14 protein-coding genes are annotated in these 14,205 nt (G+C 73.2%); 8 read left to right on the top strand and 6 right to left on the bottom strand.

Annotated features, from left to right (window positions below):
• Positions 1-54 precede the first annotated feature (54 nt).
• Complete coding sequence (locus ACFVSN_RS03085; RefSeq protein WP_387590542.1) at positions 55-909, top strand: SDR family NAD(P)-dependent oxidoreductase; 855 nt, start codon at positions 55-57, stop codon at positions 907-909.
• A gap of 78 nt (positions 910-987) precedes the next feature.
• Here the strand turns inward: ACFVSN_RS03085 and ACFVSN_RS03080 are convergent, their stop codons facing one another.
• Entirely contained in the window at positions 988-2,172 is a 1,185-nt protein-coding gene (locus ACFVSN_RS03080; protein WP_387590545.1) for a S1 family peptidase, read from the bottom strand.
• Between the two features lie 380 nt (positions 2,173-2,552).
• On the opposite strand from ACFVSN_RS03080, the gene ACFVSN_RS03075 reads away from it, so the two are divergent.
• Complete coding sequence (locus ACFVSN_RS03075; RefSeq protein ID WP_387590548.1) at positions 2,553-3,104, top strand: hypothetical protein; 552 nt, start codon at positions 2,553-2,555, stop codon at positions 3,102-3,104.
• Positions 3,105-3,174: 70 nt separating this feature from the next.
• Here the strand turns inward: ACFVSN_RS03075 and ACFVSN_RS03070 are convergent, their stop codons facing one another.
• On the bottom strand, positions 3,175-4,197 hold the full coding sequence (locus ACFVSN_RS03070; RefSeq protein ID WP_387590551.1) for an HD domain-containing protein: 1,023 nt from the start codon (positions 4,195-4,197) through the stop codon (positions 3,175-3,177).
• A 105-nt stretch (positions 4,198-4,302) separates the two neighbouring features.
• Between ACFVSN_RS03070 and ACFVSN_RS03065 the strand changes: the two genes are divergently transcribed.
• Genes ACFVSN_RS03065 through ACFVSN_RS03055 form a run of 3 tightly spaced genes read left to right on the top strand, consistent with a single transcriptional unit; the run spans position 4,303 to position 7,111 of the window.
• A complete protein-coding gene (locus ACFVSN_RS03065; protein WP_380442530.1) occupies positions 4,303-4,749 on the top strand; it encodes a hypothetical protein in 447 nt (148 codons plus the stop codon).
• Between the two features lie 26 nt (positions 4,750-4,775).
• A complete protein-coding gene (locus tag ACFVSN_RS03060; RefSeq protein WP_387590555.1) occupies positions 4,776-6,116 on the top strand; it encodes a radical SAM protein in 1,341 nt (446 codons plus the stop codon).
• On the top strand, positions 6,113-7,111 hold the full coding sequence (locus ACFVSN_RS03055; protein WP_387590558.1) for an aminotransferase class I/II-fold pyridoxal phosphate-dependent enzyme: 999 nt from the start codon (positions 6,113-6,115) through the stop codon (positions 7,109-7,111). The genes ACFVSN_RS03060 and ACFVSN_RS03055 overlap by 4 nt, the downstream gene beginning before the upstream one ends.
• Positions 7,112-7,126: 15 nt before the next feature.
• Here the strand turns inward: ACFVSN_RS03055 and ACFVSN_RS03050 are convergent, their stop codons facing one another.
• Together ACFVSN_RS03050 and ACFVSN_RS03045 are read right to left on the bottom strand one after the other, a co-directional pair.
• Complete coding sequence (locus ACFVSN_RS03050) at positions 7,127-7,783, bottom strand: iron-containing redox enzyme family protein (protein WP_387590561.1); 657 nt, start codon at positions 7,781-7,783, stop codon at positions 7,127-7,129.
• A gap of 152 nt (positions 7,784-7,935) precedes the next feature.
• Positions 7,936-8,337: a hypothetical protein gene (locus ACFVSN_RS03045; RefSeq protein ID WP_387590564.1), complete on the bottom strand. Its 402-nt coding sequence runs from the start codon at positions 8,335-8,337 to the stop codon at positions 7,936-7,938.
• A 307-nt stretch (positions 8,338-8,644) separates the two neighbouring features.
• Here ACFVSN_RS03045 and ACFVSN_RS03040 point away from each other — a divergent pair, with 307 nt between their 5' ends.
• Positions 8,645-10,051, top strand: a complete 1,407-nt coding sequence (locus ACFVSN_RS03040; protein WP_387590628.1) for an MFS transporter — start codon at positions 8,645-8,647, stop codon at positions 10,049-10,051.
• Positions 10,052-10,076: 25 nt separating this feature from the next.
• Here the strand turns inward: ACFVSN_RS03040 and ACFVSN_RS03035 are convergent, their stop codons facing one another.
• Both ACFVSN_RS03035 and ACFVSN_RS03030 read right to left on the bottom strand, forming a co-directional pair.
• Positions 10,077-10,556: a DUF5959 family protein gene (locus ACFVSN_RS03035; RefSeq protein ID WP_387590567.1), complete on the bottom strand. Its 480-nt coding sequence runs from the start codon at positions 10,554-10,556 to the stop codon at positions 10,077-10,079.
• 140 nt (positions 10,557-10,696) lie between these two features.
• Complete coding sequence (locus tag ACFVSN_RS03030; RefSeq protein ID WP_387590570.1) at positions 10,697-11,878, bottom strand: ScbA/BarX family gamma-butyrolactone biosynthesis protein; 1,182 nt, start codon at positions 11,876-11,878, stop codon at positions 10,697-10,699.
• 461 nt (positions 11,879-12,339) lie between these two features.
• On the opposite strand from ACFVSN_RS03030, the gene ACFVSN_RS03025 reads away from it, so the two are divergent.
• Both ACFVSN_RS03025 and ACFVSN_RS03020 read left to right on the top strand, forming a co-directional pair.
• On the top strand, positions 12,340-13,056 hold the full coding sequence (locus tag ACFVSN_RS03025) for a ScbR family autoregulator-binding transcription factor (RefSeq protein WP_380510180.1): 717 nt from the start codon (positions 12,340-12,342) through the stop codon (positions 13,054-13,056).
• Positions 13,057-13,274: 218 nt separating this feature from the next.
• Positions 13,275-14,135, top strand: coding sequence for a BTAD domain-containing putative transcriptional regulator (locus ACFVSN_RS03020; protein WP_387590631.1), 861 nt, complete (start codon positions 13,275-13,277; stop codon positions 14,133-14,135).
• Positions 14,136-14,205: the final 70 nt, after the last annotated feature.

The raw sequence follows: 14,205 nt of genomic DNA, 5'->3' as shown, positions 1-14,205 counted from the left end.
ACACAGTCGTGGAGCCCGTCCCCGTCGGCGCACCAGCAGATGCAAGAGGTATCGATGAACACCACCACCGCCCCGATCGTCCTCATCACCGGCACCTCGTCCGGGATCGGCCTCGCCGCCGCCGTCTCCGCCGCCCGGGCCGGGTTCCACGTGGTCGCCACCATGCGCGACACCGGCCGCGCCGGTGCGCTGCGCGCCGCCGCCGAGGAGGCCGGCGTCGCGGGGCGCGTCGAGGTCGAGCGGCTGGACGTCACCGACCCGGCGTCCGTCGCGGCCTGCCTGGACGCCGTCGTCGCCCGGTACGGCCGGCTCGACGCCGTCGTCAACAACGCGGGTGCCGGGCGGGTCGGCACGATCGAGCAGGACGGGATGGAGCCGGTCCGGTTCACGATGGAGGTGAACTACTTCGGCGTCGTCGAGGTCACCCGGGCCGCCATGCCGCACCTGCGCGCCAGCGGCGGCCGGGTCGTCACCGTGACCAGCGTGGGCGGCGTCGTCGGCCAGCCGTTCAACGAGGCGTACTGCGCCTCGAAGTTCGCCGTCGAGGGCTTCATGGAGTCGCTGGCCCCGACCGCCGCCTCCGTCGGCGTGCACGTCAGCGTGGTCGAACCGGGCGCGGTGGCCAGCGAGTTCATCGGCAACCAGGCCATCGACGTGCCCGCCCTGCTCGACGCGGCCGGCCCGTACGCCCCGGCCCTCGGCGCGTACGTCGACCGCACGCTCAAGGCATTCGGGCAGGCGCAGACGCCGGAGGAGGCCGCCGCGCCGGTCGTCGAGGCGCTGACGGCCGAGCGCCCGGCGTTCCGGATCCAGACCTCGGCGGCGGCGCGGGCGTTCGCCGGCACCAAGCTGGCGGACCTCGACGGCTCGGCGGTGCAGACGATGACGGGCGGCTGGGTCGCGGACTGATCCCGGCCGCGACCGGCGCCGCCGCCCTCCCGTCGCGCTTGCGGCGGGAGGGCGGCGCACCGGTAGACGGACGGACGGTCAGGCGGTGGCCAGGGTCAGGCCGTAGGTCTGCAGGATCGGGTTGACGGGCTGGAAGTAGGTGGTGCCGCCGGAGGTGCAGTCGCCCGAGCCGCCGGAGGTGACGCCCTGCGCCTGGCTGCCCGAGATGAACGAGCCGCCGGAGTCGCCGGGTTCGGCGCACACGTCGGTGCGGGTCAGGCCGTAGACCGTGCCCTCGGCGTAGTTGACGGTCGCGTTGAACTCCTGGACGGTCCCGCAGTGCCAGCCGGTGGTGGAGCCGGAGCGGCAGATCGATCCGCCGATCGGGGTCTCGGTGGAGCCGGAGACCGTCACCGCGCCGCCGGCGTAGTCGCTGACCTGCGGCTGCGCCGTCCAGCTCGAATCGGCCTGGACCCACGAGTAGTCGTTGCCCGGGAACGTGGAGCCCTGGAAGGTGCCGATCGAACTGCCCTCGGAGGCCGTCGCGTTGGAACCGGGCTGGCCGCAGTGGCCGGCGCTGACGAAGCCCGGCCGGCCGTTCGAGGTGACCGGGAAGCCGATCGAGCAACGGGCCGCGCCGTCGATGTAGTACGCGTCACCGCCGTGCAGGTCGGCCAGCGGCCGCGGGGCCTCGGCGGCGCGCTCGACCCGGACGAGGCCGCGGTCGACGCCCGCCTGCCGGAGGAACGCCTCGGTGCGGCCGGTGTCGGTGGACTGGACGACGACGGTGTTCCCGGTGACGTCCACGTACCAGAGCGGCGTGGCCTCGGGCGTGGTGGCGGCGACGGCGTGGTCCAGCGCGTTCTTCGCGCCGTCGAGGGCGGCGAGGCTGTGCCGGACGACGGTGGCGGTGCCGCCGTGGGCGGTGATCTCGCGGGCGGCGGAGGCGTCGGTGGTGGCGACGGTGAGGGTGGCGCCGGGCCCGCTGACCCAGGCGCCCGCCCAGCGGTCGCCGAGCGCCTGACGCAGCGCCGACTGGACGGCGGTGGCCCGGCCCTCCTCTGCGAGCCGGTCGGTCGCGGCCTGCGGGGACAGGCCGAGGTCGCGCTGCATCGCGTGCAGGAGGGCGGGCGATGCGGCGACCGGCCGGGTGGGGGCGGCCAGGGCGGCGGCGATCGACGGTTCGTCGGCGCCGGTTCCGGTGGTGGCGCCGGAGGCGGGGGCGGCGGCGAGCGCGAGGGCGGCGAGCGCGCAGGCTGCGGCGAGTGCACGGATTCGGAGCATGGGGGAATCTCCTTGGTTCGCGTGGGGGTTGGAGCGACCGTAGCGATCGTGACGTGACCTCAGGAACATGCCGGAACCCCCCGTGCTCCGGCGTTATACCCCCGCGCCGTCACCGCTCGGGCGCGATGGGGTGTTCGAATGGCGGACGCGTGGGGGGTGCGGAGGCGTGGAGGGGCGTGCGCGCATGCGCGAGGCGCTCAGGGGCGCGCGGCTGATGGGAGGCCGGGATGGTCAACGCTCGGTAGTCGGCAGGTCTCGATCCGCCAACGAGTGTGCGATCCGTGCCCGGCCGGTGAGGGAGTTCTGCTTGACTCGCTCACCTCTCCCACCTCACCCGAATCGGAACGGAGCGTTCTCCCCTCATGCCTTCACGGATACGCGTGGGCCGCAGCAGCGCCCGCCGGGGCGCGGGTCTGGCGGCCTTCGCCGGACTCGTCCTCACCGTCGGCCTGGCGCTGACGGGTTGCGACCCCTCGGCGGCGGACGCCGGCGCCAAGGCCTCGACCTCGCCCACCCCGACGGCCGCGCCCGCCACTTCCGCACCCTCGGCTCCTCCCGCTCCGCCCGCGGCGACCACGCCGGCGGCCGAACCGACGACGACCGCCGCACAGCCGCCGGCCCCGCCCGCCACGCACGCACCGGTGTCCGCGCCCGCTCCGGCTCCCGCTCCCGCGAGCAAGCCGCCGGTGACCAAGGCGCCGCAGCCGCAACCGCAGCCCAAGGTGACGACGGCCCAGCCGCCGACCGACCCGCAGCCCCAGCAGCCCGCGGCCGCCGGTGGCGGCGGCTGCGAGATCCGTTCCAACGCGGGCAACTGCTACGCGGCCGGCCAGTTCTGCCGCGACGCCGACCTCGGCCTGAGCACCCACGACGCCAACGGCCGGATGATCACCTGCCGGATCGTGAGCGGCAAGCCGCACTGGCAGGCGTGAGAGAGCGGCCATACCTGCCGCGCAGGAAGTCGGCCCGGCCGACTTCCTGCGCTATGGGGCTTCCTGACGCTCAGCTCCACCGGACGTGGAAGTCGGTGGGCAGCAGGCGCAGGGCGTCCAGTTCGTCCGCGAGTTCGGGGGCGGCGGTCTCGATCCGCTCGCCGTCCACCAGCGGTGCGGAGCTGTAGATCTTGCGCAGGGAGAAGTCCCACCCGGTGCCGTCGTCGGGGGCGTGCCCGATCGTGACCTTCAGCCGGTGCGGCTCGTACCGGCTCCTGCCGCTCTCCGTCCGGGTGGCGGCGCAGGCGTTGAGCGCGGACCAGAACTCGTGATCCGTCATCCGGGCGACCCGCGCCGGGGCGAGCCCGGTGTCGTCGAGCAGCCGGCCCGCCAGCCGCCGGACCACCGAGACCGGCCCCACGTTGTCCCACGAGGTGTGGAGCCGCGCCTCCGCGGCGACCAGCCCGACGAGCGCGGCAGCGTCCTCGCGGCCGGCCGACACCGCCGAGTCCGCCAGCCCGAGCCGCCCCAGCAGCGCGGCCGGATCGACGTCGAGCCGCCCGGCGGCACGACCGCTGCGCGCGTAGGAGTCGAGGTGGTCGAGGTTCAGCAGCCCCGAGCGCCCGGTCAGCGGCGAGAGCGGTTTCCCGTCGAGCAGGGAGACGACGGCGTCGGCATCGACCCCGTGCTTCTCCAGCACACCCCGGATCGGCTCGGCTCGTAGCAGTTGCGAGCCGATCGCATGGTGATCGAGCCCGCCGAGGCCTTCGAAGGTGTGGCTCAACGGCAGGTGCCCGATGTCGTGCAGCAGCGCCGCGACCCGCAGGAGCTCGTCCCGGGGCCGGAAGCGCACGACCAGCGCGAGTACCCCGAGGGTGTGCTCAAGCCTGGAGTACGACTGCAGCGTACTGATCGTCGAGGCTCCGCCGTGCACGACGAAGTGCAGCCGCCGCAACGGCTCGCTCCGAAGCAACTCGACTTCCACGGGCCTGAGTTCGACGGGAACCCGCCAGAGCGGATCGGTAAACACCGGGCCCGCCCCCACGACGTTGGTCGGCGCGGCCGGTGCGGTCTGGTCCATGTGAGCAGGCATCGGGCAACTCTAGGAACCGCTCGCCCGCCCGCACCACTCCATAATGGTGGAGAAGACCCGGAGGAGCGTGTCGGGTCTGCAGTGGGGCGTCTCGGGGGGAACGGCATGCAGGTGGAGTTGGTGTACAGCCGCATGGGCGGTCTGTTGACGGCGATCGGGGACCGGGAGCTCGGGTACCGGCGGTTCGGGGCGAAGCCGCGGACGCTCGGGGCCTGGGAGCTCCGCTACGACCGGCTCGGGAATCGGCTGGCGGGGGTCGGGCACGTGGAGCTCACGTACGACCGGATGGGGAACCGGCTGCGCACCGCGGGGGGCTGGACGCTCGAGTACGACCGGATGGGCAACCGGCTCCACCGGATCGGCCCGTACGACCTCGAAGCCGACCACATGGGAAACCGCGTGCGCGCGGTGGGTCCGATGAGGCTCGACTACGACCGGCTCGGCGCGCGCCCGCGCTGGGTGCAGCTGCCGGACGGGTACGGACCGTTGTCGGACGACCTGGTCCTCGCGCTGTTCCTCGTCCTGCACCTGCAGAAGGAGGAATCGGACTGAGAGGTCCGGTCATGCATGATGACGGGATGATATCCAGCGACCAGCGCTTCCACGTCATCGTGCTGTCGAACTTCGCGAGGGGCTTCGACAAGTACGCGTTCGCCTACGGCAAGGCGGGGATCCCGGAGAGCACCTACCCGGACCGGTTCCACCTGCTGACCCGGGCGGAGCTGGGCATCGGCGTCGGCAAGGCGCGGCGCCTGCTGGAGCGGCTGGCAGTTCCGGGCGACCGGCTGCTGGTGCTGGAGACTTCGGTGGATCCCGACGCGCTGGTGCCCAACACGAGGACCGGCCTCGGCATGGAACTGCACGAGGCGAGCATCCGGCTGTCGGCCGTCCACGAGCTCGACCACGCGGACGACGAGGTCACCCTGCGCCCGACGACCGTCGAGGACGCGATGGCGGCCTCCCTGCACTTGCAGGAGGCGGCCCGGAGACCCTACGCCGAGCTGCGGCCGCGCTCGGTCTCGGTCCTGCCGGTCGCCTCCGCCTGCCAGGCCCGGTGCTCGTTCTGCTTCTCCGCGGCCTCGATCTCCAGCGACCAGGCACCGGCCCGGGTGCCGTGGGACAGCGTCACCTCCTGGCTGGAGCGCGCCCGTGCGGCGGGTGCCGAGCGAGCGGTGATCACCGGGGGCGGCGAGCCCACGCTGCTGCCGTTCGACCAGCAGCTGCGGCTGGTGTCCGCCTGCTCGGCGGCCTTCCCGAAGGTCGTCCTGATCACCAACGCGCACAACCTGGCGCAGGGCGAGCACGCCGATCGGGCCGACCGGCTGGCCGCCCTGAGCTCGGCGGGCCTGAGCGTGCTGGCCGTCTCCCGGCACCACCAGGACGACGCCGTCAGCGAGCGGCTGATGTCGCTGCGCACGCCGGTGGGCTCCGTCGTCGAGACCTGGCGTGCGGAGCGCGAGCGCTGGCCGGGGCTGCGGATGCGGCTGATCTGCGTGTTGCAACACGGCGGTGTGGCCGACGCGAGCGGCGTCGCCGACTACCTCTCGTGGGCCGCGGACCTCGGCGTCGACGAGGTGTGCTTCAAGGAGCTCTACGTCTCCACCAGTACCGAGTCCCTCTACTTCGAGCGCGCGGCCAACGTCTGGAGCCGGCAGCACCAGGTCTCGCTGTCCGTCGTCACCCGGTTCGCCGAGCAGCACGGCTTTGCGCTGTCGAGCCGGCTGCCCTGGGGCGCGCCGGTCTACGACGGCACCTGGGAGGGCCGGCCCATGCGGATCGCCGCGTACACCGAGCCCAGCCTGCTCTGGGAACGCACCACCGGGACCGCGCGGAGCTGGAACGTTCTGGCGGACGGACGCTGCTACGTCTCCCTGGAGGACCGGGCGAGCGAGATCGTGCGGGAAGGAGCACCCGCATGAGGTTCGACGAGTTCCAGGAGTTCCGGCAGCGGCAACTCGGCGCCGAACCCTCGCTGCTGGACGCGGCCGAGACCAATGTGTACCGGGCGCTCGCGGCACTGCGACCGGAGCCGCCGGCCGAGCCGCACACGGTGTACCGGTGCGATCTCGCCCGTGCCTGGCTGCGGCGGTACGGGCTGCCGGAGGAGTGGTCCCGCCGGGCCATGGTCTCCCGCGGGGTCCGGCACGGCCTCGGGGTGGTGTTCGCGCGGCTGCGCGCCGAGCGGGCGCGGTTGTGGCTGCCCGGCGACGTGTACCCGGTGTACTTCGAGCTGGCCCGCGCCGCGGGTCTGGAGCCAGGGTCCTACCCGACGCTTCCGGCGCCGGTCCTGCCGGCGTCGCCGGCGGACGACCGGCCCGAATACCTGCTGCTCGCCAACCCCAGCAAGCCGCTCGGCCGGTACCTGACCGACACCGAGTGCGCCGCGGTGATCTCGTGGCTGCGGGAGTCGCCGCACCGCCGTCTGCTGATCGACGCCGTCTACGACCTGGGAGCCCCGTTCGCGGCCGGCACGCGGCGACTGCTGGAGACCGGCCGTGCGGTCCTGCTGCATTCGGTGACCAAGGGCTGGCTGTGGCCGCGCACGTTCGGCGTGGTCCTGCTGGGTCCGGAGCAGCCCGAACTGGCCGAGGCGTTCCGGGCGGACCCGCCGACACCGGCCCAACTGAGCCTCGCCGACCGCCTGCTGACCGAGCACGGCGACGTGCCCCGGCAGGTCGCCGACGAACTGGCCGCATGGGCCGGGCGGTTGTTCGCGCGGCTGCCGGCCGACGTCCTCGGGGCGATTCCCGCGGCGAGCCGGACGTCTCCCGGCAACTACTTCTTCCCGGTCGGGATCCCGGCGGAGACGCTCCGGCGCGAGTACGGCGTGCTCGCCCTGCCGGCCGGCGTGTTCGGGCAGAGCGACTGGTCCGGTTCGGTCCTGACCAGCCTCGCGGGCGCCTTCGGCCCGTAGCGCTGGGCCGTAGCGCTAGGAGGGCGTGGCCAGGGTGTTCCAGAAGAGGTGTTCGTAGGCCTGGAGCAGGAGGGCGTGTTCGCGGGCCGTGGCGAGGGTGTGGTCGTCGAGGGGGTGCGGGCCGAGGGATTCGGCGGCCTGTTCCTCGAGGGCGGTCGCGGGCTGGGCGAAGAAGTCGAAGAACGCGCAGGCCTCGTCCGGGAAGCCGTAGTGGCGGCGCAGGGCCTGGGCGATCGTGGCGCAGTAGCCGCCCCAGGCCGCGAAGTTCGCGACGAGGGCGACGGCCGCCGCGGGCGGCCGCGCGTTGAGGGCGAGCCAGGCGAGGTACGCGGGGTAGGCCTGGCAGCCGGCGAGGGGCGGGTGGTGCGCGAGTCCGTCGGGGTCGAGGCCGCAGGCCGAGGCGAGGGCGGGGAGGGTGCGGAGCGCGGCGCTCTCGCCGTCGGCCAGGGTGGCGAACCAGGCGCCCGCCGGGCGGTCGGCGCAGCGGGTGGCGAGGAGGAGCAGGCTGCGCCGGTCGGAGGTGATGATCCGGTGCTGCTGGGCGGCGAGTTCGGCGAGGGTGGTGAGCGGGGCCCGGCCGTCGGCGAGGGCCGTGACGAGGGCTGGGGCGGTGTCGCCGGGCGCCAGTTCGGCGCGCAGTCGCTGGATCTGGGCGAGGATCGGGTGGTTCACCTGGTGCCTCCGTGGACGGGCGCTGCGGGTGGGGCGCTGGGCGGTGCGGCCCCGGCGTCCCTTCCTACCGCCTCGCCGGGGGCCGGATGCGGCGACAGGCCGGGTGGGCGGCGGGCTGCCGCCGCACCCGGCGTGTTCGTCGGCGCGGGTCGTCAGGACGAGCCGCAGGCCGTCGTGACGTCGGCGGCGGCGCTCACGATGGCGCCGACGTCGGGCTGCTTGCCGTCGTTCACGGCCTTCTGGGCGTCGTCGATGGTCTTGGACAGCTTGTCGGTGGCCTTGTCGAGCTTGCCGTCGCTGCCGCTCTCGCGGACCTTCTTGACGTCGTCCCTGATCTTCTTCAGGGCGTCGAGCGTGTGCTGCCGCTTGCTGTCGTCGGTGATCTGCCCGACGTTGATCGCCGAGTCGGCCAGGTCCTGGACGTCGCCGGTGACGCTGATGGCCCGCTTCCCGCAGTCGAGCGCCTGGTCGGCGTTCTTGCACGCGGTGAACAGCGGGGCGGCGGCGAGCAGTGCGACCGCGGCGATCGTGATCCGGTACGGCTTCCTTGTCATGTCGATTCCCTCCCGTCCTCACCAACGCCGAAACGGGCTGCGCCGGTTCCGGCGTCCTTCCGGCCGGCGAGGGTGGCGGACCAGGCGTCGCCCGTCGTGCCGGAGCGGGTGAGGTCTAGGGGGTTGGGGGCGGTTGCGCGGCGGTGGACGGTTCCGGTGGGCAAACTGTGCAGCAAAACTGCACAGGGAAACTGTACAGCAAGACTGGACAGTCAAGGCTGATGAACCTACCGTGGACGGAGTGAACGAGATACCTGCCGACGTCGGCGAGTCCGCCGAGCGCGCCACCGTGCCGGAGGCGCCGGCGCTGCTCGCCCGGATCCGGTCGCTACCCCGCGGTGGACAACGGCCTGGCCGGGAGGGGGAGTTCGACCGGCGGCTGATCGCCCCGATGGTCCTCGGCTCGGTGCTGAACCCGGTCAACTCCTCGATGATCGCCGTCGCCCTGGTGCCCATCGGCACCGCCTTCGGAGCCCCGCTCGCGGAGACGGCCTGGCTCGTCTCCGCGCTCTACCTCGCGACCGCCGTCGGCCAACCCGTGATCGGGCGACTGGTCGACACCCACGGGCCCCGTTGCCTCTACCTCGCCGGGACGGCGCTGGTCGGCGTCGCGGGCCTGCTGGGCGTGCTCGCCCCCTCGCTCGGGTTGCTGATCGCCGCCCGCGTGCTGCTGGGCCTCGGCACGTCGGCCGCCTATCCCGCCGCGATGCACCTGACCCGCAGCGAGGCCGCGCGGACCGGGCGGGACAGCCCGGCGGGCGTGCTCACCGCGCTGGCCGTCGCCAACCAGACGGTTGCCGTCATCGGCCCCACCCTCGGCGGGCTGCTGATCGGCGCCGGCGGCTGGCGGGCCGTCTTCGCCGTCAACGTGCCGCTGTCGCTGGCCTGCCTGGTGCTCGGCGCGGCCCGCCTGCCGAGGCGGCCGGCCCGCACGCGGCGCACCTCCGCCCGCCTGGACGGCACCGGGATCGCACTCTTCGCCGCCATGCTCGTCGCCCTGATGCTCTTCCTCATGAAGCCGCAGGCCGCCCACTGGTACCTGCCGGCGGCCGCCGTCGCCGCCGCCTGCGCCTTCGCCGCACGGGAGTTGCGTGTCCGCGACCCCTTCATCGACCTGCGGACGCTCGCCGGGAACCGCCCGCTGATCGTCACCTACCTGCGCCAGCTCCTCGGCTACACCGCCTCCTACGCCTTCCTCTACGGCTACACCCAGTGGCTGGAGGAAGGCCGCCGGCTCACGCCCTCGGCCGCCGGACTGGTCCTGCTGCCGCTCTCCGGCGCCGCCCTCGCCGTCTCCGCCGCCACCGGCCGCAGCACGGCCGTCCGGGGCAAGCTGGTCGTCGGCTCCTGCCTCCAACTCGCCGCGTGTTCGGCGATGTTGTTGGTCGGAACCGGGAGCGGAATCTGGCTGCTGGTCGCCGTCGGGATACTCGCCGGGATCCCGCAGGGGCTCATCGGCCTGGCCAACCAGGCCGCCCTCTACCACCAGGCCGACCCGGCCCGGATCGGCTCCGCGGCGGGCCTGCTCCGCACGTTCACGTACCTCGGCGCGATGGCGGCCTCCGCGGCCAATGCCGCGTTCTTCCCCCACGGCGCCACCACTGCGGGGCTGCACCACCTCGCGCTGTTCATGCTCGGCGGTGCCGCCCTCCTGCTCGCGCTCGTCCTGCCCGACCGCTCGCTGCGCAGGCTCGCGCCGGCCGCGCACAACTGAGGACAAGGAAACGGGAGTTGCTCTCCTACTGCGCGTCGTTGTCGTCGGGGGAGTGCACGACGGCCTCGACGGGGTAGCCCTCCCGGAGGATCTTCAGGAGGGCGTGCTGCTCCTCCAGCCAGCCGGGGGCGAGGGAGAGGATGAAGCGCAGGGTCACGCCGGAGTCCTCGGCGTCGGAGACGGTGACCCAGACCCCGCCGGGCCGGCCGGGCTCGACCCGCAGCTCCGGCCCGTGCTCCTCGTCGAGCCAGCGGACCGCCTCCCGGCGGGAGAGCCGCTCCAGGGCGGCTTCCCAGTCGATGAGGTGTTGTTCCGTCAGGACCGTCGCGAACCGGGCGGTCAGCGCCTCGGCGGTGGCGACGATCTCGCAGTCCAGCCGGTCGTGTCCGAGCGGCGTGACCGGGGCGTGCCGGCCGAGGACGAGGACCCGCAGGCTCTTCCCGGCGCCGCCCGGGCGGTCGGCGAGTCTGATCAACTCGTTCTGCTGCGAAGCGACTTCACTCATCGTGCACTCCCGGTGACAGCCTTCCAAAGGGTGCTCATCCTCGCGTAGGTGTTCGCCCGATGCCAATCCCGGTGGTGGGACCGGTCGTTGTCACGATGTGGACGTCCCGTCCGGCGGATGGGCCGTGGCTCGCCCGTGCCTCACCCGTGTTCCGGGCGGCCGGTGATGACCGTGGTGAAGATCGGGGCGCCGTACTGGTGGCCGGTCACGACGGTGGTGAGTGCGTCGGGGTCCTCGGCGCGGGTGAGGCACGCGGTGACGGTGGTCGGCGCGTCGTGCTCGGCGTAGCGGTGGTAGGTGGTGGTCATGGTGGTCGGCGCGATCGTGACCGGGGAGGTGAGGGCGTTGGCGGCCTGGCGGGCGGCCTCCAGCAGGACCATGCCGGGGATGTGGTCGATGGCGTGGTCGAAGAGGATCGGGTGCCACGGGTCGGGCGTGAGGTGCCAGGTGTCGGGCTCGTCGGACGGGGTGAGCACGACGTCGGCGGGGCGCAGTCGGCCGACCCGGGCGGGCGGCAGTGGCGGGCCGGCCGGGGCTTGTGCGGGGATGAGCCGCTCGGACGTGCTCGCGCCGTCGGGGCTGCCGGGCCCGTCGGTGCGGTCGGTGCGGTCCGTGCCGTTAGTGCCGTCCGTGCGGTCCGTGTCGGGGTTGCGGCAGGCGCCGCGCAGGCGACGGTAGGTCGCGTCGGAGACGGTGGTGAAGCGGGTGAGGCCGGTCGCGGCGACGTGGGGGCCTCGGCGCATGGTGATGGTCAGGGTGAAGTCGATCGTCGTGCGGGTTCTGGGCTGCGGCTCGAGTCTGGCCTCGATGGTGAGGTCGGTGGGCGTGCCGCCGATGGCGAGTCGCCGGGGGTGGGTGGTGCAGTCGAGGTTCCACATCATGAACCGGTGGTCGAGCGGCACGCCGAAGCGGGTGTGGGCGAGGTAGAGCCCGGTCTGGCGGATCGTCTCGGCGGCCTGCATCGGGTCGTGCCGGGTGCCGTCCGGCGTACTGAAGAAGGTGTGGGCGCGCGGCCACTGCGCAGTGACGGTGAACGTGGTGTCGCTCAACTGCTCACTGCCGGTCAGGAAGACCTCGGCGTGACAGGCGCGGTGGACGTACTCCTTGGGGACGGTGGTGGTCAGTCGGGGCTTCGCACCGATCGGGCGGTCGGCGAGCCCGGCGGCGGAGTCGGCATGCGCGGGCCCGAAACCGGGGATGCCGGTGGAGAGGTCGTCCGGAAGGTCGTCGGAGAAGCCGGCGAAGAGCCCGGTGGAGAGGCCGCGGGGAAGGCCGGTAGCGGCGCGGGAGGGCGCGGGGGCACGATAGGCAAGCTGGGTCACGGGAGCGCTCCGAAGGGCCGTGGCGGGCGGGTAGGGCTGCTCAGGGCTCGTAAGATACGTACCTTCCGGTTTGGTTTTCAAGGAGTCCGGACCACGGTTCGTCGGCGACCGAGCGTTGCGATCTCGTCGCTCCGGGTGCGCACCGAGGGGTCCGGGAGGCCGTCGGCGCTTGCAGACGGGTGCCTGACCTGCGGTCAATTCGACGGTGGAAGAACACTTGGGCGTGATTTGACCACGCTTTGGCCGGGGGGACGGCGGAGGGAAGTGGGAGGCGGCGTTCCGTACCGGCCGATCGCGGGCGAATCGTGCGTCGCCTGTCCGACCCATACCGTCCACACGGTTTTCACCGCGTTCCCGAGCGGACGAGTCACCGCCTGGGAGGGGGACCGGCCCGTTCCTGTACGGCTAAGATACAGGGTGTTTGGTTTGGTTCTCCGAACGGTTCAGGGGTGGTGGCGTTGGTGCGGCAGGAGAGGGCGGTCCAGACCCGGCGGTCGATCCTGGAGGCCGCGGCGACGGTCTTCGACGAGTTCGGCTACGAGGGTGCGACCATCGGCGAGGTGGTCGCGCGCGCGGGCGTGACGCGCGGGGCGCTGTACTTCCACTTCGCCTCGAAGCGCGACCTCGCGCTCGGCGTGGTGGAGGAGCAGTTCGTCCAAGGGCCGCTGCCCGAACGGAGCTGCAAGCTCCAGGAGTTCGTCGACACCGGGATGGTGGTGGCGCACCTGATGCCGCGGGATGCGCTCCTGAGCGCCGGCGCGCGGCTCTCGCTGGGCCAGGACGTCTTCGGCGATCTCCGTGGCGGCGCCTTCCAGGGCTGGATCAGCCGGCTGGAGGAGGTGCTCGTGGCGGCGAAGGAGCAGGGTGAACTGCTGCCGCACGTGGTGCCGGCCGAGACCGCCTGGCTGCTGACCGGAGCGTGGACCGGCGTGCAGATCCAGTCTCAGAAGCTCACCGGGCGGGCGGACTTGGAGCGTCGGGTGTCCGGGCTCTACCGGCTCGTCATGCCGAGCATCGCGATGCCCGGCGTGCTGGCCACGCTCGACCTCGCGCCCGACCGCGGCGCCAGGGTGGCGGCCGAGGTGGCGGCGCGGGCGGCGGCCGGTGCGGATGCGGCCGATGCGACGTCAGGAGCGCCGGAGGAGACGGACGCCGTGGGCGGCGCGGACGCCGGCTGAGGCCTCCGCCCGTCGGGCTCGTCGGTCCCCGTCGGTCTCCGTCGAGCTTCGGGTGGCGAATTGTTCGGCATAAAACAAACAGCTTGGTCGGTTTTCCATTGACAAACCGTCCGCCCTGTTTTTGGATGGTGGTGGGTGCCCTGCCGTCCGGCTGACGGGTACTCGGCCGACCGGTGGCCGTCGGGGCCGCCGACGCGTCTGGATGTGGGGTGGTCATCGTGGAGATCCGGGTGCTGGGGGCTTTGGGGGTCCGGGTGTGCGGGGAGTCGGTGGTGCCCTCCGCGCCCAAACCGCGGCAGGTGCTCGCGCTGCTGGCCTTACGGGCCGACCAGGTCGTCCCGGCGGGCGTCCTCGCCGAGGAGTTGTGGTCCGGCCGCCCGCCGCGCAGCGCGCGCACGACCGTCCAGACCTACGTGCTGCAACTGCGCGACCTGATCGACAAGGCGCTCGCCCAGGCCGACGAGCCGTGCGCCGCCACGTGCGCGAAGGACGTCCTGGTGACGTCGCCCGGCGGCTACATGCTCAACACCGGCGGCGGCACCGTCGACCTCCACGAGTTCGAGCGCCTGGCCGGCCTCGGCTACCGCGCCATGGACGGCGGCGACCACGCGCTCGCGGCCCGGCAGTTGGCCGACGCCCTCGCCCTGTGGCGCGGCCCGGCCCTCGCGGACGTCCCGCTCGGCGGCCAGCTCGCCGTCGAGGCCAAACGCCTGGAGGAGACCCGGCTCTGCGCGCTGGACCAGCGCATCGAGGCCGACCTGCGCCTCGGCCGCCACCGCGTCCTGCTCGCCGAACTGACCGTCCTGGTCGACCGCTACCGCACCCACGAGAGCCTGCACGGCCAGTACATGCTCGCCCTGCACCGCTCCGGGCGGCGCGGCGAGGCGCTGGAGGCGTACCAGCGGCTGCGGAACACCCTGGTCCGGGAGCTGGGCATGGAGCCCTCGGCCGGTCTGCGGCGGCTGCAGCGCACGATCCTGCTCGCCGGGCCGGAGCGGGTCGAGCCGGACCGTCCGGCCGCGGTCCCGTCCGTCGGGGGCGATCCGGCGACGCGGGCCCGGCTCAGCCGGATCGGGTGATCGGGCTCCGGAGCCTTCGCTGCGGGCGCGGAACCGAGCGGCGCCAAACCCGCTGGTGGGCGCGAACGGG

It is taken from the genome of Kitasatospora sp. NPDC057904, from assembly GCF_042887925.1.
GTDB lineage: Bacteria > Actinomycetota > Actinomycetes > Streptomycetales > Streptomycetaceae > Kitasatospora.
Note: the sequence above shows the minus strand (reverse complement) of the source record. Positions and strands in the feature narration are given on the sequence as shown.